Source organism: Peribacillus sp. TH27, assembly GCF_016650915.1.
In the GTDB taxonomy this organism is placed as follows: Bacteria; Bacillota; Bacilli; order Bacillales; family DSM-1321; genus Peribacillus; species Peribacillus butanolivorans.
In genome coordinates, this window is record NZ_JAEKEV010000002.1 from 1086071 (window position 1) to 1111246 (window position 25176).

A 25176-nucleotide genomic window follows, 5' to 3' on the forward strand; every position below is an offset into this window, starting at 1 on the left:
TCTTTTAATTTTGGGCTGTTAGAGACAACATACGAAAAATCCCAGTTACCCCCTTCGGATTATTGTTTCATGATATAAAGAAACATGAAACTGGTGTTTTTCAAGATCACTTGGGATAATAATCATACTTTTCAGGAATAACATTTTACAAACGAGATACTTCTATAGGTGCTTAATCCTCCACCCCTATTATGTGAACTTCATATGGGACCCTCGGATTATAGCTTTCTTACGACAAAAAAGCCTCAATAGGCTTTACTCTATTGGGACTTCGAGATTGTGAAAATCAAAAATATGTTTAATAAATAAGTTAACATGTGGAGCAACAAAACGATTCTTACATGTAACTAGATACACAGTACGGTTAAAATATGAAGAATCCAAATATTCAAAATGCAATCTAGAATCATTTATACTTTCACAATATCGTTCAGGTAAGATACTGATGCCTAAGTCATTTGAAATTAGTTCACAAATTGTTTCAAAGCGTTCGACGGAAAATTGTACATCTAGAGAAAGATTTTCGGCCTCAAAGGCTTTGAAAATGTTATTCCTCGTTTCAAATCCATCTGAACATATAATAAAAGGGTATGGCTGAATATCCGATAATGAAATATTCGGTATCTTGAACAGTGCATGATTAACATTTGCAATTAAACATAATTTTTCAGAATATAATTTTTGTACATTTAATTCTTGGTGAGTAATTTCTTGATTTGTTAAAACAAGATGATTTTTATAATTTAGTAATGCGTTAATTACATTATCTTTACTTAATATTTCGTCTAATTGATAATGAGTTATTGATTGATGTTTATTGTAATCTCTAATTACCTGAGATATCCAATGTTTTGTTGATTCAATAATTCCGATAGACAGCTGCTTATTTCCAACTTGTTGTATTTCTGCCGATTCTATTTCAAATTGTTGGAATTTTTTTAATATTTCAATTGCCCTTTGATAGAATAATTCTCCTGAATCTGATAGTCGAACAGAACGAGTAGACCGTTCAAGTAAAGGAAATCCAATATTATGTTCTAATTTTGTAATTGCATTACTTAACGAGGGTTGAGAAAGGTGCAATTTTTTTGCTGCTTTTGAAAAACTCTTATTTTCTACTACAGAAATGAAATAAGTTAGTTGCCTAATATCCAAAAATGCACCCCATTTATAGTTTTTTTATATTAATATATTGAAAATACGTATTGGATATTATAAATAATAGCAGATATACTCTAATAAATAAATAATTTCTAGGGTGGGATAATAAATGTATGTAGTACCAAATATGGATTTATGGAAAGGCAGAACAGATAGTTTAATAGATAAAGATGAATTTAGAATTCATCAAATAGTTAGTGATCATTCAAAAACATCAACAAATGATTCATGCGGGATAATAGGATTCTCTTGTGAGGAAGGCGTGCGCAGGAATAAAGGAAGACTTGGAAGCAAAGAAGCTCCAAATGAAATACGTAAATCCTTATCTTCTTTATCTTGGCACGGCCAATCAACAGATAGTCTAGTTGATTTTGGAAATATCATTTGTGAAAATCAACAGTTAGAAGCAGCTCAAGCTGAATTAGGAAGTCACGTTGAGAAAATATTAACTAAAAATATGTTTCCGGTTATTTTGGGAGGCGGACATGAAACCTTTTATGGACATTATCTAGGAGTAAGGTCGTATGTTGGACCAAATGTTAAAATAGGGATCCTTAACATTGATGCTCATTTTGACTTACGTTCTTATGACCAAATGACTTCTTCTGGAACAATGTTTAAACAAATATTGGACAATGATAGTCAAGCAAGTTATTTACCTATTGGGATTCAACGTTATGGAAACACAAAAAAATTATTTAACACCGCTACCTCACTTAACTGTTCCTGGATTTATGAAGAAGAATTAGTAAATGAGATTTCCAATGAAAATGAAGAGAAAATTCAAAATTTTATGAATCAAAATGATTGTATTATATTAACACTTTGTATGGATGTTATAAACGCTTCTGAAGCACCAGGTGTTAGTGCACCTTCCTCATTTGGTCTCTCTGGAAAAATAGTTAGAGAATTAATTCGCAAAATTACTTCACATAAGAAAACTATTTCATTTGATATCTGTGAAGTAAATCCATCATTAGATTATGATAATCGCACGGTAAAACTAGCTGCTAACCTAATAAATGAAGTATTCATGTGCGTAGACAAGAAATAATAATATGACCATCGAGATCGAGATCAATCTCTGCTAAATATGGGCCTTCAAGTAAAGCGCTCTTAATCGTTCCTATAGTAGGTGCGTTTCTAATTTATGTTTTTGCTTTGCCAATTATCAGTATAAATATATTTAAATGATAATTTGTTCATAATTTTTGTTTTTTAAGCTAAACAAAAGATTAAAACCTCACTAGAAGTCGATCAATGACTTCCTGTGGGGTTTGATTAATGTACCGCATGTAGAAGTGACCACATCAACACGGATAGGGTCAAGCTTGCGCTAATCACTCGCTCAAAGCCATTCCACAGCCTTTAGATTGCTCATGAAAAATTTAGGCAAGATGTATATTATTGCTTAAACCTGTAACAGTATTACTGCCTCTTTGGTTCCCTCCACAAATTAATCAAGAAATCGGTCACCTTAACCTACATACATTACCTAAAAATTAAAAGGGGCCAGGTGTCCATATCAGCATCTTGCTCTACATATTCGTAAACTTGTTTCGAAACTTAGTCTACTGTTTTAGTAGGGCACTATTCAAATTAAATGCTAGCCTAATAAATAGCTTTCCGTATGTCATTGCGCTTATAGGTGGATTAAACTTAAAAGACTAGATTTGATAATCCTACACAAATTCACCCTCTTATAACTACGTCTCTTCAATCGATACCCCCTTCCATTTTAGGCACATAATAAACAGATGTGGATGTACATGTTCTCTGTTTCTAGAACCAAAGATGCAAAACGGCTGCTTTTTTAAAAAGTATAGATGTTAGTTGGTCTATCGTGTTCATTGGAACCGCCTTTGGATCTCTACTTATACTGACAATAGATAGAATTTTCTTTTGCATTTCCCTTAGACCCCGATTAACTTTTGTAACTATTTCTTATCCGGAATAGTTATTTTTATTATGCTTTAGCCGTACTGAGTAATATTACCAAGATGAAAATTATATATTTTTGATAATTTTCAAAGTTAACCTTTTCGATGTTATTGTTTTGAAATGAGGCATTTATACTAGTCCATTTATTATTGCATTTCATAAACTATCAATGACTTATAAAATAAGAATCGGAGGTTTTGAAATGTATAATAGAACATGGGCTAATGCACACAATGGTCAATGTCCACCACAATATTGTCCGCCACAAACTTTTCCTATTCAGCATAGTCCACCTCAAATTTCACCCACAAAACAATTTGTTAAAACCAATGTCACGAACACAGTAATACCTGTTGTTCATCCGACACATACTACAATCGTTAATAGACATGTGAAAAAGTATATACATCATTCTCCAAATAATGTATCTGTAGTGAATGAGTGTTACACTCAAAGGTTTGTTGGTGGAGTGCCACAACCTCCTTGTTGTCCGCGAAGACCATTCAGATATTAACTATATAAACCCCTATTTGGGGTTTTTTATTAGTTTTCTCATTCTTTTCTCACAGTTTTTATTCTCTATTCATCTTCAAATTTAACAACCACTTACACATTTTTATACTCTTTTAACTTTGCAATTCTTTTTACATATGCAAGGATGAAGTCACCCTTTGTGCTCGTAGGAGAGGAACGCTTTCTATAAAGAGATAGGCTTAAACAATGATTTTTCGATTTAACGACGTACTTAAGACGTAATTAAAAAAGATCCTAAACGACATACTCATTTAGCCCTTAAATAATTTATAGAGGATTTTTTCCGGAGATTTATCGAGCAGTTGGTATATGTATTAGGATTCATGAAAAAATGCACGATAAGTAAAAAAACCGAAATCACATTTTGATTTCGGTTCATCATTTTTATAAACTGTTTAACTATTTATCAAACGATGTTTAAGTCATTGTCTATTATGATTGTACTTGATCTTTTTTTAACTCAACAATCGCTTTTTGATCTATTTTTGTAAAAATTCGTTCCAACTCACTTTTGTCATGCAACAAATGTTCGCGGTTTTCTTTGAGTAGTTCATTAAAAGATTTCCTTTTTCTAGACATTTTTTATTCACCTCTTAAGTGATTGAATTCTTTTTGGAGGACAACAATTGGAAGTTCATATAGTTGTTTATTATATTTTTTAAATATCCCAAATTTCAGAAGTTCTTGTATAAGCTGATCTTTTTTTACTTCTCCTTTTATACTTAATTGCGTATTCATCAAGCGGCCTCCTTTACAAATATGCAAACTTTTAGCATTTCGGGATGCTTAGCACCCGATTCCACGAGAGAAATCGCCATTTTTTCCTCTTGTTTCCCCATATAAGAGCATAAACTGCAAAATCTTCGCATTTCTTTAGTTGATCATATGTAGAGCTTTCTTGATGAATTTTTAATATTTTCTCAAATACATGAAAACCATATTCCTTCATTTTATCGGAAAGAATATTTATTGCTCTGCACAAGGTTTTGTATGGGTCAAGTCGCCGGCACCAAAAAATGCGACTTTTACTCCTTGAAAATCTACTTGTTCTATTTCTTCATAAAATTCGTTTGCTTCATATGGCAAATCTTCTTTATTCCATGTATAAAATCCAATAAAGGCCAAATCAAAATCCTTTAAGGTATCTACTTCTAGCGTGTCCAATCTTTCCATATATACTTTACAGCCTGCAGCCTTCATTCTATTCTTTATGATTACAGCCATTTTCTCGGTATTACCGGATAAACTAACGTAGCCAATGAATACCTTCATCTATATCACCCACCTAATTGAGAATCACTTTCAGTATACACTTAATATAAATGAAAATGATTCTCATTGTCAATTATTTATCTCCAAACTAATTCTATGCAGAAAGAACATCAAAACTGAAATTATATTTCTACAACAAAAAAAGGAAGACATAACACTCCATGATCTTCAAGGTTCTTTGCCAAAGTATCATCAATGGACAATAGGTTAACAACGATAACAACTAAAAATATGTCTGGCTTCAACTATCAAGGTGCAACAAAGACTCAACCACCTCAAGCAATCCTAGTAGATTTTCACTTGAACTTTTCAATAACCCCTCCTTTATTAGTATTAGTTAAATCGCTAGGATATCTCATCGATTTAGTAAATAATTCCATTTGATAAAAATAATGTGATAAAATTACTAGGAGTCCTGGAACAGTTAATTAAAATAGTAGCTAATAATTACTCAGTAAAAAAGATTGGTAAATCAGATATAGGATGTGTTTTTATGATAAATATAAATAAAGATATAGTAGATTTAACAAGTAAGATAGACTTTTCTGGTGTTATTTTAATAAAGAATAAAAATAATTGCGTTTATGAAGTCAGCCTTTGGTTTTTCTAACAGAGCTGATGAAATAAAAAATAAAATTAGCACTAAGTTTGGAATCGCTTCTGGGTGTAAATTGTTTACAGCTGTAGCGATTTGTCAGTTAGTAGAAAAAGGAGATATTGCTTTCGAAACAAGGCTTAAAGATTGCTTAGACCTTGATTTTCCAAATTTTGATGAAAATATAACGATCCACCATCTTCTAACACATAGTTCAGGGATACCTGATTATTTTGATGAAGCTGTAATAGAGAATTTTGAAGACCTTTGGAAAGAAAAACCGATGTACCTACTAACAAGTTTATCTGATTTTTTACCTATGTTTCAAAATAATAAGATGATGTTTACTCCTGGAGAAAGGTTTCATTATAATAATGCTGGCTATATTCTATTAGGACTAATTATTGAGCAACAAACAGGTATAAGTTTTACTAAATATATAGAAACGAATCTTTTTGCAAAGTGTGATATGCATGATTCTGGTTATTTCTCTTTAGATAGACTACCTAAAAATACCGCAATTGGCTATATACATTTAGAGGACGCTGGAACATGGAAAACCAATAATTATGCCGTCCCAATTCAAGGTGGGGCAGATGGAGGAGCATTTATTACGGCACCTGATATGATGAAGTTTTGGGAAGCTCTACTTAGCTATAAACTTTTAAAAGAAGAGACAACCCATCTACTTTTGGCCCCTCACATTTGTGAGGAGGACGAAGAATATTATGGATACGGGATTTGGATAAGTAAGAAGGATAATACAATTTGTAAATATCATGTCATGGGTTATGACCCAGGTGTCAGTTTTAACTCTTCTTATTATCCGCAGTCTGGAATTACAACAGTCATACCTTCAAATAAAGATGAGGGGCCATACGATATATCGCAGACAATTGAAACTAACTATATAAAATTTGGATAATAACTCTTATCAATGATAAGCACAGACCACCATCTAAAATTTAAATGGTGGTCTGTTTACAATTAATTTAATTATGAGATGCCTTTCTTCAGCTGATAGATCACCAGTTCTTAAAATTCCTTACTAATTTACTATCCAGCTTAGCAAATGCCGCCAAAAAAAGAGCCAGTTTTTACTACGTTAAAAGTAAACAGGCTCTTTTTATTTAATGGTTGGAATGTTACATTAAGAAACTTGATCTTTTTAGACTGTAATAGCCTTTTGAACAACATGACTATCCACATATTGATTAAATTTCACTATTTTCTTATTTTGAAGTTCCTAAACATGTACCAAAATCTGCTTGATATGCTGACGTAGATTCTGTAAAGACTTCAAATTGTAAATTTGACATGTTTTCTCCTTCATATACTTGCTTGTATTAATAAAATTTCACAACATCTTCGAAAGGTAAGAAGGTTTTTTCTCCCGGTTGTTCATTCGGCTCACCAAATGGCATTTGGGCTACTAAACTCCATTTTCCTGGAATATCCCAAGTTTTCTTTACTTCTTCATCAATAATTGGATTATAGTGTTGTAAAGATGCCCCAATACCTTCTGCTGATAAAGACATCCATATTGCATACTGCAACATTGCACTTCCTTGATGGGACCAATATGGAAATTGTTCTTTATATGATGGTGCTTTATCTTGCATTTGCTCTATTGTTTCTTGGTTTTCAAAGAATAGAATTGTACCTACTCCATCACGAAATCCTTGTAATCGTTCTACAGTCGCTCCAAAGTTCTCTTCTGGAACACGAGAACGAAGTGTTTCTTTTACAATATCCCAAAACTTTTCATGCTCGTCATTCATCACTACCACTATACGTCCACTTTGCATATTAAATGAAGATGGTGCATGTATTGCGGTTTTTAATACTTCATTGATTCTTTCTTTCGTAATATTTTCGTTCTTTTTCACCTTTCGAATGGAACGACGATTGATGATTGCGTCTTTTAAATTTGTTTTAGTTACTGACATTTTGATTCCTCCAAATTATGTTTAATTTTAAAATTATATATTCATAGATTTTTTCTAATAGTTTAAACCGTTATTAGCAATTTCCCTTCATATCACATTGCAAGCCATCAAATTCATTTTGTTTATTTTTTTCTGCTTCGTTCTCAATGGCTTGTGCTAACCTTTCTTTGCTAGCTAGTCCTTGAATAACTTCATCACCAATAATAAACGTTGGAACAGCCATAATGTTAGCTTCTTCGTAAGCATGCTTTAGAGCTTCTTGATGCACTTCGCGATACTTACGTGACACTAACGCTTCTCTAAAAGCATCCTCAGGCAGTTCAACTTCACCTGCTAATTTTGTTAATACTTCAATATCTTCAATATTTTGTTCCTCTTGAAAAAATGCCGTAAACACTCTGCTGTGGAACTCATTCCCTTTTCCATGCTCCTTTGCAAACTGACACCCTTCAAAAGCCAAATGTGTATATGGATGTGGAGAAACACGTGGTAAACGCATATCGACTCCGAGCTTTTTCGCAGTAGGAAGAATATAAGAATCCCATGAATTCAATTTTTCAGGCTCTTGCCATGGATCAATTTTGGAATATGGACTCGGACGCAATTCAAATGGCATCCATTCTACTTCTACATCTTTTTCCTTTACGATTTCATCTAAAGGACCTTTTCCTAAAAAACAAAATGGACAAATGAAATCAGAATAAGCTTTAATTTTTACAGTCATATTATAATCCTCTCTTTTTATCAATAGTTTCCACTTGTAACTTAATTAGTTACAATAAAGGTAAAAAAATATGCTTTCTCTACAATATAGAATGCAATTGATTAACTACACATTCACTGTGCAAGCATTATTTGATTTAGTAGTGATGTAACTACTTGTTCCATTGATTCTTGCGGTTGTTTTATTTATCACCTCTGCTGTAACTATTTTAGTTACAGGTTGAACGGAAGTCAACTATTTTTTAAATAAAATTTAAAAAGCATGAGATGATCATATGTATTTTGATATATATCTACGCTGAATCTAAAGGACTACAGGAAAAACAGACAAAGAATCTAAAGGCCATCTTCCCTATTCTTTGACTGGCTCTTGTAACTGTAAGTTTTATATCCATTTTACAGAAAAAAAAGTTTGTAAAGAAAGCGTCGCTTTCTCTACAAACTTTTTTATTAAGCTTCCTTACATCTCGATGTGTTCGTTAACGGGTTCTCTCTTTTTCTTTCTCTGTTTTTTCGATTTTTTATAGTGTAGCAATTCGTATATACATGGAATGACGATAAGTGTGAGCAGTGTAGAAACAGCTAGCCCGCCAATGACAACGATGGCTAAGCTTTGTGAAACCAGACTTCCTGTTTCTGCCTTTTTATATAAAAGAGGCAGCATTGCACAAATGGTTGCTACAGCCGTCATAATAATCGGACGGAATCTTGTAGCCGTTGCTTCAATAATTGCATCACGAATAATCATTTTTTGTTCGTTTTGTTTGACTCGATCCAGAAGCACAATCGCGTTTGTCACCACAATTCCAATTAACATAAGCGCACCCAACAGTGCTGTAATATCCACTGGAATTCGACTGATAACCAATCCTAACACTGCTCCAATAGCAGCGAACGGCAATGAAAATAAAATCGCGACCGGTGCTTTAATTGATTTAAATGTTATAACCATGATTAGAAAGACAATGCCTATAGATATTAACATGGTAAGGAACAAATCAGTAAAATCATCTGTTTGCTGAGCGCTAGCTCCTCCAACATATATATCTACATCTTTCGGAATAGCAAGGCCTTTGTTCTCCTTGTCTCCAAAAATCTCAAGATTTATTTTGCTTGCAATATCAGAAAGCTTAGCCGGATCTACGGTTGCAGTTAATTGAAGATACGTTTCTCCGTCTTTATGGAACTGGGTAGTTGCACTCTCTTCACTCTTTAAAGAAGCAACTTTTGACACCGGGACTAAACCACCATCTGTCATAATAGGAATATTCTTTAAATCCTTTGGTTTTTTAGGATCTAAGATTGGTTCAAGGACTACAGGTGTCTGCTTATCCTCCAAGGTAATATTGCCTATTGGGGTTCTATTAAGCATGATACCAAGTTGTTGCCCTATTTGTTCTGTGTTGCCTTTAGCCGGATCTACCTTGAATGAATAAATGGTTTTCTTTTCGTCTTGGTTCGTTGTAACATCTTCAATTCCTTTAATATCTTGAATATTTTGTTTGATCTTATTGGCTGTCGATTCCAAATCTTCAACATTACTGCCAATCACGTCTATCGTAATGTTCGTCTTTGATGCCCCCATCATAAATGAAGAAGCGGTGGCAGTAAGCTTCGCATCAGGATAGTTTTCTTTTTGCTTTTCGATTTCCCCCAAGATTGTATCTATGTTTGCTTTATCCTTCACTAAGATACCAAAAGTCGCTTCTGTAGGTGATGTGACAGCGCCATATTGAGCCGCTTCGGCAGAGTTTCCTAATTGCATGAACACATTATCCACTTCACTCATATCTTGAATCGTTTCTTCGAGTTCAATCGCTTTTTCTTTTACTTTATCAAAGGGCTGATCATTTGGATAAGTTAACGTCACGGAGACATAGTCAGCTGAAGAATTATCAATTGCTCCTTTTGGCATAGCAAAATATGTGCCAATTGAACCGACAAACAACAGCAATGCAACAATCAAGACCATCCATTTATGGTTTAATGACCAAGTAACCAACTTAGTAAAACGCTTAGCTGGTCGATGTTTTGGCAACTTCGCTTTCTTCAGCAATCCTGCACTCATTAACGGAACAACAGTTAATGCTACAATTAAAGAAGCTAGCAAAGAATAAGTGACCGTTAAAGCAAAAGGCAGTAGAAATTCTTGAAGCCCTCCGTTCAATAAAGCTACTGGCAAGAAGACGGCTACAGTAGTAAGTGTTGAAGCTGTTATCGCCACTCCTACTTCTTTTGTTGCATCCATAACCAATTGGATTGAAATCTTCTCTTGTTGCATTTTCCGGAAAATATTTTCAATAACAACAATACTATCGTCCACCAAGCGACCAATCGCTACAGCGACACCGCCTAGCGTCAATATATTTAACGTCACTCCTGACAATGACAGCAAAAATAACGTGAAGCCAAGAGATAACGGTATGGATACGATTGTAATAAATGTAGACCGTACATTTCGTAAAAAGACCATAATCACAATAGTGGCGAATAGTGCACCAAGTAGCACTTCTTTAACCATCGTCTGAACAGAAGTCTCCACCATATCAGCTGTAGATAAATAGATAGTTGATTTCTGGTCAGGATACTTTTCATTAATTTCTTTTGATACTTTTTCAACTTCTTTACTGATTGTGACAGCATTTGATTGGCTGTCCTTAATAATGCTTATATCAATGCTTTCTTTTCCGTTAAAACGACTAATGAGGTTACCATTCTTCGCTTCGTCAACTTTTGCTATCTCTCCTAGCGTGACCTTTGAAGTGACCTTTAGCGCTTTTAATTTTTCAATACTCGTTAAATCACCGATAACCTTAATATTACTTGTCTTCCCATCAATCACCTTCTCGCCAACGGCTAGAGCTGTATTCTGACCGTTAAGGACGCTCATTACATCTTGAATGGAGACTTTCTTTTTAGCCAATTGTTTATTATCCACTTTAACTGAAAGAACAGATTGAGAAACTCCAAATGTCTGTACATCTGAAACTCCTTTAATATCTTTATATAGAGGCTCTAATTCTTTCTTAGCAAAGTCTAGATTTTCAGCTGTTAATCCTTCCTTAAAAGTCACAGCAATAAATGAAATAGGAATCATTGAGGTATTAAGCTGTGTAACAGTAGGCTTTGCAATATTTTGAGGCAATGTTACATTGTCTAAAGCCTCTTGAACATCAAGTTTTGCTTGTTTCATATCAGATCCCGATTCAAAGAATAGATCTACTTTTGAAAATCCATCTCCAGTAGTGGAGTATACTGAACTCTTTCCTTTTACTCCTGTAACAACCCTTTCTATCGGATCTGTAACTTGCGTTTCCATCGTTTTCGAATCAGTGCCCTGCCCCATTGTGACAATCGTAACTTGTGGATTATCAGCAGATGGTAAAAATTCCATAGGCAGTTTAAAATAACTAACAACTCCTATCAACAAAATAAAAATGGTTACTAATGAAACAGCTGCCTTGTTCTTAAACGACCACTTAGTAAAAAACTCCATGTAAATTCCACCCCAGATTGCATATTTTAGAAAATAATACCATTTTAAATAATACCATATATTACTAATGTAAGTGAGTAAAATTTTTAGTTTTGAAATAAAATTTATTTTAAATTAATGCTCCCTTAATAAACGAACATAGAAAAGAGCGTGTTTTGAAAAATGATTGTTCAAAACCTGCTCTTATAATATTTAATCGAATATTCTTTAATAAAAAAGATTGATAATTTTCGTGTTCCTTATTTAATTACGCTACCCGTTAACTGAATAAGAATTGTCTCAAAAACTACTTTTTTCCCAATGTTCTTTAGCTTCGTTCAAATGAATTAATACTTCATTTGCCACCTATCGTATACATCCAATATTCATTATTTTCTTAAATGTATCTAAACCAGTGCCCAATATTATTTATTTATCGCATCAACGAACATACCCCATTGAATTTGCATTAGCTAACTGATGAAAACCAAGTTCTTACCCAATTCGGGCCAACGGTATCAATAGGAGCAGTTATCCGAATACTTTGTCGCGATTCCTTGAAAACTCCCCATCCATGTTTCAAACAGTGATGAAAGGTATTAACATGCTGTAGGGGGAAAATCCCCATTTTTACAGGGGAACATTAGCATAAATAGCCCTCACAAATGAGAAGAGTTTTTATCATTATTTTATACAAATGAACCCTTATTTTTATTTGAACCATTTTATTTCCATCGCATACATTATCAAAGATAAAAGCCCAATGTGTTTTGGTTATCAGGAGGAAATTATATGAGAAGAAATTTAAAGAAATACGGGCAAACTCTACAATTGGTGGGAGGAAATTTAGTTTATATCTCTAATATGGTACATCCTACTTATATTGATGGAATAATTTCTGATTATGACCAGTACTGTATAGATTTAAAAAATGCGATTAGTGTAGGACAGTGTAGTGTCCAATCTCTAGAGACTATTGTTCCCCCATATATTTTGGATGGGGAACATGGGTTATTAATAAAATCATTCAAGGAAATTTTAGATTGTTTGAATAATTTATTATGGAGAATTGATAATGAAACCCTAACAGAATTGAATGAAGACGATATACAAAATGCAATTTCCAAATTAAAAGACATCGAACAAGAGCTAAATGTGGCAACATTGAGCTTATTTAAAAAAATAAAGTAACAGCCAAGAAGGTGAGAAGTTTTGAACCAGTGGAAACCCGAAGAAGATCATATTTTAAATTCCTTACCTACTAATATTGGAGATAAGATTGATTTATTTGGTTCATTGATTGTTAACATAGGAAACATTCTTACTGTTCTTGGGATTGCAGTTGAAGCTCAAGAGGTAGAAGAAATTGAAGAAGTAGAGGGTTTAGAAAACCCCGATACATCAAGAGCAGGAACAGGTTCAGGAACAAGTTCAAGAAAAGGAAAAGGAAAAGGAAAAGGTTCAGGTTCAGGTTCAGATTCAGATTCAGATTCAGGTTCTGGTTCAGAATCAAATGTAGGCTTTGCATTAGCTTTAATAGGTGCCATTATAATTACAATTGGTGACTTAGTTTCATCAAGTGGTGTCGCGATTGAAATAGAACAATCCGCTATATTAGAAAAAAAAGAAGAACAAGAAGCAAAGGAACAAAGTAGGAAAATGAGGAAAATGGAAAATCAAATCACCTCATTGCAAAAGGATGTGAACTCATTACTCCAAGTTTCCGAATCCCTAAAAAGAGAAGTGATTTTCTTACAAAACGTCATCTATCCTAATTATCACCAATAACAATCATTTTGTGTTCAACAAAACGTGATAATATAAATAGCTATCAGTTTGTAGGAAATTTATAATGAATATTCGACATAATGGGCAGTTCCCTTTGTATATAGCAATTATATTTCGTCCCTAAAAAACCTTTATATATTTAATAAATTATTATACTCCTTTCATAAGGAGTTTTTGCTATTTAGCTCTTTTTCTCTAATGAAAAAATGCTGAATTTCATCAAATACACACACGAACAAACGTTCTTTTATGAATAAAAAAAATCCCATCCCTATATTTTATTCAACTTTTATGAAAGATCTTTAGTTTTCATTTGCAATTGCCTGATTGATATACAAAACGCTATAAAAAAGCATGGGAAATCAACAGTAAATAAGGCAGCTTCAGTGTGAAAAAAGCTGCATCTAAAGATTTATCTAAATTAAGATTCACAAGTGTAGTTGTTTTAAAGACCGGACATTTCAACTTTCACTGGTTGAATAATAATGGCATTAGCAATCTGCAGCATATTTTTTCTCCTCATTGCTATCTGGCGGATAATACCAAGAGCTTCTAGTTTTTTATCATACAAGTTCCAAAAACGACTAAATGATCGAGCTCCGATTGAATATAGTCTTTTTTTATAACTGTCTATTTGACAGTGATAAGTACATACATGGGTCTTTTTCTTACAGGTTTAAATAATTTTCATACTGAGTTAGCAATTGCAGATAGTTTTCAGTGGGTTTTATATCAGGTTTTTTTTGTTTAACCAAGTAAAGGGCCTCTTCTCGATTTAATCTATATTTTTGCATATAAAATGCAGTAATGATAAAGCCCAATCGTTGTATTCCTAAAGTATCGTGAATTAATATTCGATAGCCCTGGTCAAACAATTGATTAAGCTGTTTGATCAAGTTATCGACCAATTCTAAACTAGGAGTTACCCATATAGTAATAGGAACCCATATCATTATTCTTCTTGAAAAATCAAATGGAGGACGATCAGGTTTCGTACGTAGGTTCACGATGACTGATATATTTCTCTGAACAAAACCCCAATCATCGGAAGAAATTCGTCCTCCAATGTACAATCGTCCTGGTATCATCTCCACAAAACCCATTTACATGGCCACCTACTCCATATTTTTAACTAATGCATATTATGATGGAATACAATTTAGTATTCTTAAAAAATCACCCTCGACTTTAGAGAACGAGAAGACCTAAGCTTTGTTTACTTAGTAGAGGGAAAGTCTTCTAGTGTAGTTCTTTTAAGTGGTAATTCCCTCCATATTTTGATACCTCCATGAATAATAGTCATGCAAATTCGTATATTTTTATGATCATATTGCCATTGATTTTTTATACTGAATTTAAAAGAATGAAGGAATATATGAATCAAAATATTTATTAAACAAATGGGAGATAAAAGAAGAAAATTTCTTTACCATCTCGGGAGATAGACATACGTGGATTGTATAGAAAAAATAAAATTAAACCAGAAATAACTTTTATAAGACATCGAAGCGAATAAAACAACTGTAATCTTTAGGTCTTTCATAGAAATGATTAATTACCTCTACGAACACATTGAAGATGATATTGATGTATGTGAATTTGAATATGAGATATCTGCTAAACGCGCTAAAGAGTTATTGAAAACCTGCTATAAAGGAAAAAGCCGATATTAGATACTTGTAAAAATTCAAATAGAAAAGAAGATTTTTAATCTTTAGAGGTTACTCTGAAGTGGAAATTGAAGAGCTTTAAGAATTATTACGGGTTACAAAACATTAACCACCCTTCACAATCCCGAAAAAATAAAAAGGGAATAGTAGCAGCCATACCCAATTAGTATGGCTGCTTATAAATGAAATCGGGATGTATGAGCTGCGAACTGCTTGTGAATCTCATTTCACATTAGATTCATTGTTGCTAAGAAGACTTCTAGTGTACTTGGTTTAATCCATTGACTATTTCGAAATCCCCTTTGAATTTAGAGCTTTTGCAATCTCGATTTTTCCTTAGCTAGTACTTACAAAGCACCTTGTAATTCTAAGTGGTTCCTAGAAAAGTTTGTGAAAACATAGACTAAATCATCCTACATCTTTTTACCTTCCCTTACTTAGGGAGCAGTTTTATTTAGTTATAATTGCACTTGCTTCTAAAAGGTATAAGTATAACTTAAGTTTAAACCTCTCTGGATAGATATATTGCCTCAACCTCTTTTTCAGTAAGATTGAATTTTACAGAAGCTTTTTTAATGGATTCTTCCATGCTTTCAATCTCTCCAAAGGTATTTCTAACAAAATCATAGATCATTAATTGGACCTTTTCTCTTATAGCGTCTATATTAACTTTATTTGGATGTAAATCTGGTGTAAGTTGTACAGCTCTACCATTAATAGCCTCTATAACTTCACCAACTATTTTCCATCGATATTTCATTGTTAAATGTGCTACTTTTACGTAATAACCTATTTCATCCTTATTTACTACCCAATCACCATTAGGATGTTTTTGTTTTAAAAATTGGGTTACACTAACACCTGTACTTGTTTTGTGATTTTTTAGTGTTTCCAATGTAAAAATTGATAATTGACTACTATCCATTTTATCAACTCCCTTTGTCCTATAAATTCGGCACAAGGAGATAATTTCCTGCAAATGAAAAGCACCCATTATTATGCTTTCGAATTATCATTTTAAAAAGTCTCTCATTTCTCTAGCCATAATTTTAAATTTATTAAATATTCTCTTCTAGACTTGCATCCTTTTAACGTAGGTATAGCCCAGCCCAAACCGACACCAAGTTTGATTATTACTGATTCACGCAACATTAATAATTTATTAAGTTTGGTCGTTCCTCCTCGTTTTTTTCAAGATCATTTAATATTACATAAATAAGTTTCAATGTATTCGTGTCATCAACTCCTGTCGCCTACTCAATTTGACAAAAGAGATAATCCCCTTTTATTAAAAAAGGCAAAAGCACCCAATGAAATGAGTGCTTTGAACTAAAATGATTACTATTCATTTAGGTATGTTTTGAGTTTCTCTTTATCAGAAACATGAATCCAAGGTAAATCAAGATTATCATCATTAATACCAGGCGTGATAACACGAGTATATAAAAGGTCATAAATACAATCATTAATTAAAAGGGTATCTTCATCTGATATTCTTTCTCTATTGGTTATAGTACCGCCACCTGAATGTTCAGTTACCCCAAATATTAAGCCTTGTTGTTTTAAAGAACTCCTAATCACTTCTCTAATAGCCTCTAGACTAGTTAACGGGAATACATCAAGGTGTTTAACAATCATTCTTAAAATATCCTCTTTAGTTAAAACCAGTTCACTATTTTGTCGCAATTATCCCACCCCCTCTCGTCATATTCTCCAAACGACAGGTTATTTCCTTCTTTATCCATAAAAAGACGACTCTCTCTTCATGAGTGCCGTCCCTTTGCTTATTATAAATTTTCTATGCCTTAATCAAACAACATTTCGACTAAAGGAGATAATTTCCTGCAAGTAAAAAACACCATCGCAAGGATGCTCCTACATTGGTTCAAAGCTTTTCATTTTAAATTCATTTACAGGCCGATTAATCGACTTTCCTAACTTTATATTAAGTTCTTGGTAATCCTTAGTATCATCAGGATCAATATCTTCTCTGACGTTTAGTATCTCGTATCGGTCATATTTCTCGGGAGTAAGACCTCCGTCAACATGAATAAAAAGCCTATATTTAACTCTCAGATTCATTTTTACCATCTCCTTTATCTAACAGTTCGATATTAGGAGATAATTTCCTGCTTATTTCCTCCTGACAGCTCTATCAAATTACTGATCAGCATTATAAATAGCTATATCTCTCGTAAGATCACTAGTCTAATTAGTCGGTATGGATACGAAGAAATACATAATTATTTTAATCCTAGATTGAGAAATAGATGTGAGGAGTTATTAAAATTTTATTTAGGTGATAGAACATGAACATTAATATTGAGGTCAACTTACACGCAAAGGGAAATATTTTTTACAGAGTGGAGTTTTCCAGTCGTCGGTTCACACTACAAGAATGATCCAGATTGTACAGCTGCAATTACCGCCTACGAATGGATTCAGCAGATTCAAAGTGAATACGGATCTAGTTAGGATTTCAGGAAAAAAAGTGTTTTTAACGGAGATAATAATATTACGGAGTTAGTTAAGAAGGTTACACCTATAATTCAGGATGATTTACCTTTTTAAATAAAAATAAGCCCTTCTTAAAAGATAAGGGCTTTAAAATAAGAAGTATCTGTACAATTTCATATAGGCGCTCTCAAAGTTTCTATTAGCCACTAACTTCTTTTTCAATAAGGGTAGTATGAATATGGGGCTGGGTATGGAGCATATCCTGGATATCCATAATCATATCCATAATAGCCATCATATCCACCACCATAATAGGGCCCTGCAAGCAACGCTCCTGCAGCAAGACCTCCTAGAAAAGGAAATCCAAAACCAAATGGTCTCCCAAATCCAAATGGCCTCCCAAATCCAAATGGTCTCCCAAAACCAAATGGTCTCCCAAAACCAAATGGTCTCCCAAAACCTCCAAAGTGACCCCCACCACCAAAACCAATTCTTCTTAAATCAATTGCATTTATATCTTCGTTTTTTATTAAATCATACATTTTTAGTAAATCCCCCTCAATTCTTTATTTGATTTAGATTATGTAAAGATAAAGAAGATGTTTAGGTTCATTACCTAGAAATATGTACATTCGTGGAGTTTTACTTCTTGTTACTAACTACATTTATCAAGAAATATAATACCCCCTCTCGGTAGGAGAGGTCCTGTTAGTTTTAACCCTTGATTGAGAAATAGATGTGAGGAGTTATTTGAATTTTATTTAGGTGATAGAACATGATCATTAATTGAGGTCAACTTACAGGCAAAGAGAAATAACTTTTTACAGTGTGTTATAGTTTTCCAGTCGTCGGTTCACACTTAAGCAAATATGTTTGAGTGAATGGAGAATCTTTATTAGGTAAATTGTGAAATCGGGGTTTTTTCAATGGCTAGAGGATTTTGGACAGACAAGTTTATCTATGCCTTGTATCACCCTCTAAATTTTTACTTTTAATCTCAATTTCTATTTTTTTAATGCGAATCCATATTTCTATGCTTATCAAAAAAATAAATCAAACTAACAATAATCACCATAATAATTGAATAAAGAACAGCCTTAATAAAAGTGAAGTCTAAAATAAAATAGGAAACCATTAATAAAACAACAAATAATAATATGTGCTTCATCATCTCATCACCTCATTTTTAACAAATTAGTATTTTTAGAAAAACGGTTCCACGATAGTGGACTTCTTATATCAGTTCTTAACCTGCCCCCCAGATTTTTTTAAAGATTTAGTAATTATCCCCACTTTTCCGATCTCATAATTCCCCATAATATTAGAGGTCTCTTTCAAAACTTCTATGCTATTACTATATTAGGGGTAAACCAAAAATTAGCCAAACACTTACTCAAGTAATTCAACATCATCATATGCATCAAAATCAATAAAAACTAACCTTGAATCATTTACACCACCATGATTTAAATCTAGTACTTTGCATAGATGGTGGTAGCTTCATGCCAAAGTCTATTTTATTTAATGCATTCAGTCGTATATTAAAAAAATCTGAGTTGCCTTCTCTGCCTATCCTTACGTCATACACATACGGTGCCCCTACTTAAAGCTGGAGCAGATATGAAATATATTCAGGAAAGATTAGGTTATGGCAGCCTTGCTATAACTTCTGATGTTAACGCACATATAAGCAAAAAGATAGAAAAGACAAACATGGACAAGTTTGAAAAATACATCAATAGAATAATTGATGTATCAGACTGTAGACAAACTCGATGAAAATCGAGTTTGTCTACAGTTTTTTTGAGGGGTTGTAAAAATTCGACGTTGATTTCCACTCCAGGCACTCGCTTTCCGCGGGCGGTCAGGGAGCCTCCTCGGCGCCTTTGCGCCTGTGGGGTCTCCCTTGGACACGCATTTCCCGCAGGAGTCTCGCACCTTCCGTTCCAATCAACTTTGTTTTAACAATTAGATATAACCACTTTTGCCTACAGTCCTTTTTGTTTTAATATAGAAGTATTAAAACTTGAGGTGATGACGATGCTTTCGAAACATAATTCTATTCAGCGAGATCAACTTGAAATGATTACTTTGGATCAACTGGTGCCAGCGAACCATTTGGTTCGTAAAATTGAGGGGGCCATTGACTTCACTTTCATTTATGACTTGGTGAAAGATATGTATTCAGAGATAGGGCGCCCAAGTATTGATCCAGTTATTTTAGTTAAATTGACATTCATTCAATATACCTTCGGTATTCGTTCGATGCGTAAAACGATTGAAGAAGTTGAAACGAATATGGCTTACCGTTGGTTTTTAGGTTACGGTTTCCATGATAAAGTACCTCACTTCTCAACGTTCGGGAAAAATTATGAGCGTCGCTTTAAAGATACAGACCTGTTTGAACGGATTTTTTATCGTATCTTAATGACAGCTTCAGAAAGAAAGTTAATAAGTGCAGAGCACGTATTCGTTGATTCAACACATGTGAAAGCCAGTGCGAATAAGCGAAAATTCGAAAAGAAAATCGTTCGTAAGGAAACACGAGCATATCAAGGACGCCTTCAAGAAGAAATAAATCAAGATCGTGAAAACAATGGAAAGAAGCCTTTTCCACCGGATAAATTTGATAAAGAAGAAACCAAAGAAATTAAAGAAAGTACAACTGACCCTGAGAGTGGCTACTATGTAAAAGATGAACGAACAAAACAGTTTGCCTATTCATTTCATGCGGCTGCGGACCGCAACGGTTTTGTGCTGGGGACGATTGTAACACCGGGAAATACGCATGATAGTCATATCTTAGAGCCTCTTGTTGAACAAGTGATTGAGAAAGTTGGAAAACCTGAAGCTGTTGCCGCAGATGCAGACTTTACAAAACACCAGCCATTACAAGCTACCTTTTTGGGAAAGAAATCACACCAGCTTTACCCTATACACGTCCACGAACAAAAGAAGGGTTCTTTCGCAAGCATGACTATGTTTACGATGAACATTTTGATTGTTATCTCTGCCCATCGGGCGAGATTTTAAAGTACTCAACAACAAATAAAGAGGGCTATCGCGAGTACAAATCACCCAAACACACTTGTGCGACATGCTCATTTTTATCACAGTGTACAGTAAGCAAAGACAATCAAAAAGTGGTGACACGCCATATCTGGCAAAATTATATGGAAGAAGCAGATCATCTGCGTCATCACAAGGATGTAAAACCTATATATGCGAAACGTAAAGAAACAATAGAGCGTGTATTCGCAGATGCAAAAGAAAAGCATGGTATGCGTTGGACTACTTTAAGGGGACTTAAAAAATTGTCGATGCAGGCGATGCTTACTTTCGCTGCCATGAATTTAAAGAAGATAGCCAATTGGACATGGCAAGGTCCAAGAATGGCTTAATAAAGTGGGCTCGTAGAGGCCCAATCTCTTATTCTTGAGCAAAATTCAAAGGGAATTTCAAAAGGGGTCCGGAATTAAAACATTCCGAACCCCTTTTGTCTACAAACTGATACATCAATAGAATAATTGATGTATTTTTTTTGCTCACGTTGGTGGGCAATCGATGGGCAATTATCTATTTAATATATTTCCGGAAAATCTGCCCACAAAATAAAAAAACCTGACACGAAAGGCGCCAAGGGTTTTAGTTATTAATAAGTTGACATATATTGTTCGCGTTCTCATGGGTGAACTTATGTGCGGAACATATCTTCGCCTTTCTTACTTTTTCAGAATGATACATATATGCTTATTTAATAAGGTTTTAGATAGATTGTATACAAATTCCCATTAAGTTTTTTCACCTTTTAATTTTTATTATGTGGTCAGATGGTTGTCAATTATATTTCGGATCACCTAATGTTTTTTATGGGTTCACCTATAGGTCTTCATGATTTGTTTTTATAAATTCAGCAACCTCCATTTTTGAAGCAAATCACTTAATCCAATAGCAAACATTTTAAATGAAGTAACGTGATTCCCATAAATACGCCAAAAGTAGTCCCATTTTTAATCATAAAACCATTGTTCGAGCTATAAGTACAGGCAACTTGTCCAGTATGTTAATAGAAATATAGTAACTTGAATTAGGAGGTGCTAGTAATTTGAGTGAACAAAAAAAATGTTCAGATTGCAAGCACAGTAAATGCAGATGCAAGCATAAAAAATGTAGAGTTTGTGGGCACAAAAAATGCAAATGCAAAGTCGAGAAAAAAATCAAAGTGAAAGTAAATGTACCTACAGAAATGTCAGTACCAATTGTATGCAATAGCACATGTGGTAATCTGTTATTGACCGAGCAGGTTCCGAGTCTAGAAATTTGGAAAGCGAGAATTGCGATGGACGCTACCGTAACAATCTCTGTATTCAATAGCGCTATGAGCACTGCATCGGTTCAGGTTCTCGTGATTCGAAATGATGGAAGCCCAGTTGAATTCTCCGTTCCTTCTGGCAATACGCTTTCAGCAACAGTAGATGCTGCCGAATCGATTATCGTATTTAGGATAGACACAGGGAGAACTGAGGGGAAATATTTTTTGGAAGTATGCTTTCCTGTTATTTGTGATGACCAACGTAAACATAAAAAAGATAAATAAGACCTCAAGGGGTTCTATTCTATTCTTTATCCTTCCCCTGTATTCCTCATTTTTAAGGGAAATTGCCTTCCACCTTTTCTAGTTCTTTTAATGAAATAAAAATAATTCAGCAAATGTTACACTCATGTCAGTTGCAAGATTGCAAAATTTACATTCTATAATACTGAATGGCTAATACAAGCTGTTTAATAGTAAATAGGAGGAATTCATAATGTGTGGTTCAAATGGAATTAACGGAGGTTGCTGCCCTCCTGCACAGGTGTTTCAAGAAAAAATTTGTGGTAATTTTAACGGACCTTTAGCAGGTGTTGAAATATGGTCTGCTCCAGCAGGCGCTTATTCTTCAGGAACTTTTGAAATTTTCAACTCAGCTTCTAGTACGGCTACAGTAACGGCTACGGGGACATCAACTCCAGCAATAGCTTTAAGTGCTGCTCCAGGAAATACTGACTCACAATCAGTTAATCAACCTACTAGTTTTACTATTACAGCAGGTGCTGGAGATAGTGGGTCATATTGTATCAATTTGTATAAGCGTGTTCTAGCGTAATAAAGATATAAAGGAATACCTTTTTCTAAGTTATTACTCTATATCTTTTAAAACGGACAAGATATATAAGAAATTTCTATAAATCTTTCATACTCTATTACAGGAATGAAGATTAAGTATCGCACAGATAAAACGTATCTGGAAAAAATTTTTCGAAAGGAGAAATATACAATGTGTTTTAGTGACTCTTGTTGTCCTCCTGCTCAGATATCAAGAAAGCATTTGTGGTAATTTTAATGGTCCAACAATTGGAGTAGTAGATGAGACGGTATTTACTGCTCCCGTTGGTGCTTACATTGAAGGGACTTTTGAGATTTTTAATTCTGCTGCAAGCGTTTCAACTGTAACAGGTACAGTCAATTCATCAACAGCTCCTGTTACAACTACGATCGGGCCAGTACCACCAGGAAATACGATTGGTAAAACTGTACAAAATCCGATTTCTTTTGTTATTCAAATGCCCGCAGGAACAAGTGGGACATACAGTCTGACGCTATACAAGTGTATTCTAGCTTAAAACACTTTAAGTGCTGCCCCAGGAAATTCAGACTCATAATCAGTTAATCAACCTACTAAAATTGCTATATCCTCACTAGCAAATGGGTTCTGGTGCAAATATGATTTGTTCGAGTTGATGAAGGAACACAAAAATAAACAATCTTTTCTCAAAACATGCTTTTGTACGTTTATCAAGAGTTATAGCATAAATTTGTTTAACCTATATTTCAAAGAGCTACAGAAGAATCTGCGCCAATGGTCAAGCAGAAAATTCACAACCTTCTTTAACAGAAAAACAGGCTCCTCTCAACTATGAGAAGGACTTTTTTTAATCCTCTACGATCACACCAATAACCTCATCAAACTGAATATATTCAAATGAATTATCTTTCTTTTGAATATGTAACAATTTATTAATTGAGTTTATGTATACACTATGACCCTGTAATTCTCTAGGAAACCTCTTATTATATAATTGAAACTTTATCGGCAAATGGTTTTCCATCGAGTAATGAATTTGATTTTCATATTCTTCTTTTTGATAATCATCAAGAATTGGTTTTTCTTGTCTAAAATAGTCTTCGTTCATTTGCTTTTGAAATGCTTTATGCTCAGGTAAAATTAAGGCTACTTGCCACTTTAGAATTCCTCGGTCACGAATAGACATCTTAAGAGGACCTCCCTTTTTAATCATTACAAACGAGCACACGTTCTTTAGAAAGTAAAAAAATCTCTTCCCCAATTAAGGAAATTGCATTCCATTGAACTTAACATTATTTATGGTTATTTAATTTTATTACTTGGCGTTATTACAGGCCATTGATTGATGGGAATATGAATGTTAAATATAGATGGTACTTACATACAAAAGAAACTAATTTTTTGCAGATTTGGAGGATTCCCCAGTCGCTAATTCGGGATTTAAGAAAGCTCCTGATTGGGCCGCTGCAATTGCAGCCTACGAGTGGATTCAACAGATTCAAAATGAATTTGGTTCTAGTAAAGATTTCAGGATAGATAAAGTGGTTTATAACGGAGACAATGATATTACGGAGTTAATTAAGAAGGGTAGGCCTATAATTGAGGATGATTTGCCTTTTTAAACAGAAATAAGCCTCTCTCTAATGAGAAGGGCCTTAAAATTAGAAGTATCTATACAATTTCATATTCGCTCTCTCATAGTTGCTCTTAGCCACTAACTTCTTTTCTCAATAAGGGTAGTATGAGTATGGGTAGGGGTATGGGTATGGGTATGGGTAGGGAGCATATCCTGGATATCCATAACCATCATATCCATAGCCACCATAATAGGGTCCTGCAAACAACGCTCCTGCAGCAAGACCTTCTTCAAAAGGAATTCCACCTCCAACTGGAGCTCCACCAGCACTACCTCCAACACCACTACCGTGACCAACGTGACCAACACCACCAAAACCTCCGACATGACCAAAACCTCCGATGTGACCAATACCACCAACACCAACAGCAATTCTTCTTAAATAATTTGCATTTATATCTTCATTTATTATTAAATCATACATTTTTAGTAATTCCCCCCAATTCTTTATTTGATTTAGATTATGTAAAGATAAGTAGGATGTTTAGGTTCATTACCTAGAGATATGTACATTCGTGGAATTCTGCTTCTTGTTTTCCGTAATAGATAGGATGTCTTTATCGATTTCCCACCGTTTACCTATGTCTTCCCCTCTTCTAGGCAGGATGTCGATAAATCGACCAGTTATCCTATTATCCTCAATTTCCACACGGTCCCTAAGTTCACCTCCCCAAGTATTAATACATTCTGTATACTTTCCCGTTTCAATTTCACCTTCCTTCACTTCCTTTACCAATTCGATCATGTTTCTTTTTAAATTTGCCATTTCAAAACATCCCTTCGTTTTTTAAAGATTTGATAAACATTGATGTTGATTTTTGAACAAATAAAAAGAGACCACTTATTGTG

At 34.0% G+C, this 25176-nt stretch carries 24 protein-coding genes and 1 pseudogene; 10 read left to right on the forward strand and 15 right to left on the reverse strand.

Annotated features, from left to right (window positions below; translation table 11 throughout):
- Positions 1–255: 255 nt before the first annotated feature.
- Positions 256–1155, reverse strand: a complete 900-nt coding sequence (locus tag JFU24_RS06525; RefSeq protein ID WP_201249746.1) for a LysR family transcriptional regulator — start codon at positions 1153–1155, stop codon at positions 256–258.
- 115 nt (positions 1156–1270) lie between these two features.
- On the opposite strand from JFU24_RS06525, the gene hutG reads away from it, so the two are divergent.
- Together hutG and JFU24_RS06535 are read left to right on the forward strand one after the other, a co-directional pair.
- Positions 1271–2215 carry a formimidoylglutamase gene (gene hutG, locus JFU24_RS06530; protein ID WP_201249747.1) on the forward strand — a complete coding sequence of 315 codons (945 nt, stop codon included), beginning with the start codon at positions 1271–1273 and terminating at the stop codon, positions 2213–2215.
- A gap of 1089 nt (positions 2216–3304) precedes the next feature.
- Positions 3305–3616, forward strand: coding sequence for a CotD family spore coat protein (locus JFU24_RS06535; protein WP_098177553.1), 312 nt, complete (start codon positions 3305–3307; stop codon positions 3614–3616).
- A 452-nt stretch (positions 3617–4068) separates the two neighbouring features.
- Here JFU24_RS06535 and JFU24_RS06540 read toward each other — a convergent pair whose 3' ends face one another.
- The 3 genes from JFU24_RS06540 to JFU24_RS06550 form a co-directional block, all read right to left on the reverse strand.
- Positions 4069–4215, reverse strand: coding sequence for an FbpB family small basic protein (locus tag JFU24_RS06540; RefSeq protein WP_152952254.1), 147 nt, complete (start codon positions 4213–4215; stop codon positions 4069–4071).
- A 3-nt stretch (positions 4216–4218) separates the two neighbouring features.
- Positions 4219–4374, reverse strand: a complete 156-nt coding sequence (locus tag JFU24_RS06545) for a Fur-regulated basic protein FbpA (RefSeq protein WP_083450699.1) — start codon at positions 4372–4374, stop codon at positions 4219–4221.
- 228 nt (positions 4375–4602) lie between these two features.
- Positions 4603–4908 carry a flavodoxin domain-containing protein gene (locus JFU24_RS06550; RefSeq protein ID WP_201249748.1) on the reverse strand — a complete coding sequence of 102 codons (306 nt, stop codon included), beginning with the start codon at positions 4906–4908 and terminating at the stop codon, positions 4603–4605.
- A 493-nt stretch (positions 4909–5401) separates the two neighbouring features.
- Between JFU24_RS06550 and JFU24_RS06555 the strand changes: the two are divergent.
- Positions 5402–6428, forward strand: a pseudogene (locus JFU24_RS06555) (serine hydrolase domain-containing protein).
- Between the two features lie 421 nt (positions 6429–6849).
- On the opposite strand, the gene JFU24_RS06560 reads toward JFU24_RS06555, so the two are convergent.
- From JFU24_RS06560 to JFU24_RS06570, 3 genes are all read right to left on the reverse strand, one after another.
- A complete protein-coding gene (locus JFU24_RS06560) occupies positions 6850–7452 on the reverse strand; it encodes a nitroreductase family protein (RefSeq protein WP_056523889.1) in 603 nt (200 codons plus the stop codon).
- Positions 7453–7525: 73 nt separating this feature from the next.
- A complete protein-coding gene (locus JFU24_RS06565) occupies positions 7526–8176 on the reverse strand; it encodes a DsbA family oxidoreductase (RefSeq protein ID WP_053345480.1) in 651 nt (216 codons plus the stop codon).
- A gap of 459 nt (positions 8177–8635) precedes the next feature.
- Positions 8636–11671, reverse strand: coding sequence for an efflux RND transporter permease subunit (locus JFU24_RS06570; RefSeq protein WP_201224975.1), 3036 nt, complete (start codon positions 11669–11671; stop codon positions 8636–8638).
- Between the two features lie 771 nt (positions 11672–12442).
- On the opposite strand from JFU24_RS06570, the gene JFU24_RS06575 reads away from it, so the two are divergent.
- Together JFU24_RS06575 and JFU24_RS06580 are read left to right on the forward strand one after the other, a co-directional pair.
- On the forward strand, positions 12443–12841 hold the full coding sequence (locus JFU24_RS06575; RefSeq protein ID WP_201224976.1) for a hypothetical protein: 399 nt from the start codon (positions 12443–12445) through the stop codon (positions 12839–12841).
- Between the two features lie 21 nt (positions 12842–12862).
- On the forward strand, positions 12863–13438 hold the full coding sequence (locus tag JFU24_RS06580) for a hypothetical protein (RefSeq protein ID WP_201249749.1): 576 nt from the start codon (positions 12863–12865) through the stop codon (positions 13436–13438).
- Positions 13439–14106: 668 nt separating this feature from the next.
- On the opposite strand, the gene JFU24_RS06585 is transcribed toward JFU24_RS06580, so the two are convergent.
- From JFU24_RS06585 to JFU24_RS06605, 5 genes are all read right to left on the reverse strand, one after another.
- Complete coding sequence (locus JFU24_RS06585) at positions 14107–14541, reverse strand: protein-tyrosine phosphatase family protein (protein WP_201181267.1); 435 nt, start codon at positions 14539–14541, stop codon at positions 14107–14109.
- Positions 14542–15610: 1069 nt separating this feature from the next.
- The gene (locus tag JFU24_RS06590; RefSeq protein WP_201249750.1) at positions 15611–16033 is read right to left on the reverse strand and encodes a hypothetical protein; all 423 of its coding nucleotides are present in this window, start codon (positions 16031–16033) and stop codon (positions 15611–15613) included.
- A gap of 416 nt (positions 16034–16449) precedes the next feature.
- Entirely contained in the window at positions 16450–16794 is a 345-nt protein-coding gene (locus JFU24_RS06595) for a hypothetical protein (protein WP_053345474.1), read from the reverse strand.
- Positions 16795–16983: 189 nt separating this feature from the next.
- The gene (locus JFU24_RS06600) at positions 16984–17190 is read right to left on the reverse strand and encodes a hypothetical protein (protein WP_053345473.1); all 207 of its coding nucleotides are present in this window, start codon (positions 17188–17190) and stop codon (positions 16984–16986) included.
- A 593-nt stretch (positions 17191–17783) separates the two neighbouring features.
- Entirely contained in the window at positions 17784–18107 is a 324-nt protein-coding gene (locus tag JFU24_RS06605) for a hypothetical protein (protein ID WP_201249751.1), read from the reverse strand.
- Positions 18108–19605: 1498 nt separating this feature from the next.
- Here JFU24_RS06605 and JFU24_RS06610 point away from each other — a divergent pair.
- The 5 genes from JFU24_RS06610 (at position 19606) to JFU24_RS06625 (ending at position 23229) form a co-directional block, all read left to right on the forward strand.
- Complete coding sequence (locus JFU24_RS06610; RefSeq protein ID WP_242485293.1) at positions 19606–20598, forward strand: transposase; 993 nt, start codon at positions 19606–19608, stop codon at positions 20596–20598.
- A complete protein-coding gene (locus tag JFU24_RS30165) occupies positions 20592–20966 on the forward strand; it encodes a transposase (protein ID WP_342214740.1) in 375 nt (124 codons plus the stop codon). The genes JFU24_RS06610 and JFU24_RS30165 overlap by 7 nt, the downstream gene beginning before the upstream one ends.
- An 821-nt stretch (positions 20967–21787) precedes the next feature.
- Positions 21788–22162: an S-Ena type endospore appendage gene (locus tag JFU24_RS06615; protein WP_201249752.1), complete on the forward strand. Its 375-nt coding sequence runs from the start codon at positions 21788–21790 to the stop codon at positions 22160–22162.
- Positions 22163–22373: 211 nt separating this feature from the next.
- Entirely contained in the window at positions 22374–22712 is a 339-nt protein-coding gene (locus JFU24_RS06620) for an S-Ena type endospore appendage (RefSeq protein ID WP_201181274.1), read from the forward strand.
- Positions 22713–22893: 181 nt separating this feature from the next.
- Positions 22894–23229: an S-Ena type endospore appendage gene (locus tag JFU24_RS06625; RefSeq protein WP_201181276.1), complete on the forward strand. Its 336-nt coding sequence runs from the start codon at positions 22894–22896 to the stop codon at positions 23227–23229.
- A gap of 309 nt (positions 23230–23538) precedes the next feature.
- On the opposite strand, the gene JFU24_RS06630 is transcribed toward JFU24_RS06625, so the two are convergent.
- From JFU24_RS06630 to JFU24_RS06640, 3 genes are all read right to left on the reverse strand, one after another.
- Positions 23539–23877, reverse strand: coding sequence for a YolD-like family protein (locus tag JFU24_RS06630; RefSeq protein WP_201181278.1), 339 nt, complete (start codon positions 23875–23877; stop codon positions 23539–23541).
- 541 nt (positions 23878–24418) lie between these two features.
- Entirely contained in the window at positions 24419–24751 is a 333-nt protein-coding gene (locus JFU24_RS06635) for a hypothetical protein (protein ID WP_201221166.1), read from the reverse strand.
- A 69-nt stretch (positions 24752–24820) separates the two neighbouring features.
- A complete protein-coding gene (locus JFU24_RS06640; RefSeq protein ID WP_201181282.1) occupies positions 24821–25093 on the reverse strand; it encodes a hypothetical protein in 273 nt (90 codons plus the stop codon).
- Positions 25094–25176 lie beyond the last annotated feature (83 nt).